Origin of the sequence: Ruegeria sp. HKCCD7255, from assembly GCF_013031565.1 — a bacterium.
GTDB lineage: Bacteria > Pseudomonadota > Alphaproteobacteria > Rhodobacterales > Rhodobacteraceae > Ruegeria.
On the sequence record NZ_WQAG01000033.1, the window covers coordinates 1 to 1,526 of the forward strand.

Here is a 1,526-nt window from a genome sequence, read left to right on the forward strand (position 1 = left end):
TATTCCGTTGAAAAACTCTTCCTTGATCGACTGATGAGTCGCTGATTCAATTCGTTCTGTAGGGAGGGATTGGCGATGATGGGACCGAGACAGGAATCGCAGGCGGCACTGTTCTATGAGTTCTCGCTGGAAGACCATGTCCCGCAAGAGCATCTGCTGCGGTCGATTGATCGCTTCGTCGACTTGAGCAGTATCCGCGGGTATCTCGCAGATTTCTACAGCCACACGGGTCGCCCTTCGGTCGATCCGGAACTGCTGATCCGGATGCTGCTGGTTGGGTACTGCTTCGGCATCCGGTCGGAACGGCGGCTTTGCGAAGAGGTGCATCTGAACCTCGCGTATCGCTGGTTCTGCCGTCTCGATTTGAACGACCGTGTTCCCGACCACTCCACCTTTTCGAAGAACCGACATGGACGTTTCCGCGAGAGCGAACTGCTGCGCCACTTGTTCGAGACAACCGTGGCGCGGTGCATCGAAGAAGGCCTGGTCAGCGGCCAGCGCATGGCTGTTGATGCCAGCCTGATCGAGGCGGATGCCAACAAACAGTTCTCAGCGTCCAAGGACGAATGGGACGCCGGCCGGATTGATGTCGAAGCTGTGCCTCGCGCCGTGAAGGAGTATCTCGACACACTGGATGAGGCCGCCTTCGGCGCTGCAACTCCTGTGCAGCCGAAGTTCACATCCTTCGCTGATCCCGCCAGTCAATGGACCGCCGCGCGCAAAGGGCCCGCATTCTTTGCCTATTCCGACAACTACCTCATCGATACGGACCATGGTGTCATCCTTGATGTCGAAGCCACCCGCTCGATCAGACAGGCCGAAGTTGGCTCAACAAAGACGATGCTGGATCGCGTCAAAGCAAAGTTCGATCTTCACCCCGAACGGCTGATTGCCGATACGGCCTACGGCTCCGGCCCAATGCTTGGCTGGTTGGTGGATCGCAAAATCGCGCCGCATATCCCGGTGATCGACAAGGCCGGTCGTACAGATGGCACATAGTCACGCGCAGACTTTGAATGGGACGCCGAGAACAACCAATACATCTGCCCCGAGGGCGAGGCGTTGAAGCAATTCCGTCGCAATTACTCGGACCCCAAGCGCGGTCCAACCGGTAAGGGCGTCGCCAAATACCAGGCGCTCAAGCACACCTGTCAGGCATGCCCGTCAAAACCCAAATGCTGTCCTAAGGCCGACTGCCGAAAAATCACCCGAGAAGAACACGAAGATGCGCGCGATATCGCACGAGCCATCGCCAAGACGACCCAATACGAGGTCTCCGAGAAGCTCCGAAAGAAGGTCGAGATGCTCTTCGCTCACCTTAAACGCATCCTCGGGCTGGGTCGGCTCCGACTAAGAGGCCCATGCGGCGCAAACGACGAATTCCTCCTCGCCGCCACAGCCCAGAACCTCCGCAAACTGGCCAAGATCTTTCCTGCACCGCGGCAAGCGCGCAAAGCCTGATCAGAAAGGCGCTCGCGCTCAGCTCGGCGCCCCTCTTTCTGCGCCAGCAACAAGTTGTTTTTCCA

Annotated in this window: 1 pseudogene; it reads left to right on the forward strand. The window is 58.1% G+C overall.

From position 1 onward, the window contains the following. The first annotated feature begins 75 nt into the window (after positions 1 to 75). Positions 76 to 1,461, forward strand: a pseudogene (locus tag GOX45_RS21890) (transposase). Positions 1,462 to 1,526 lie beyond the last annotated feature (65 nt).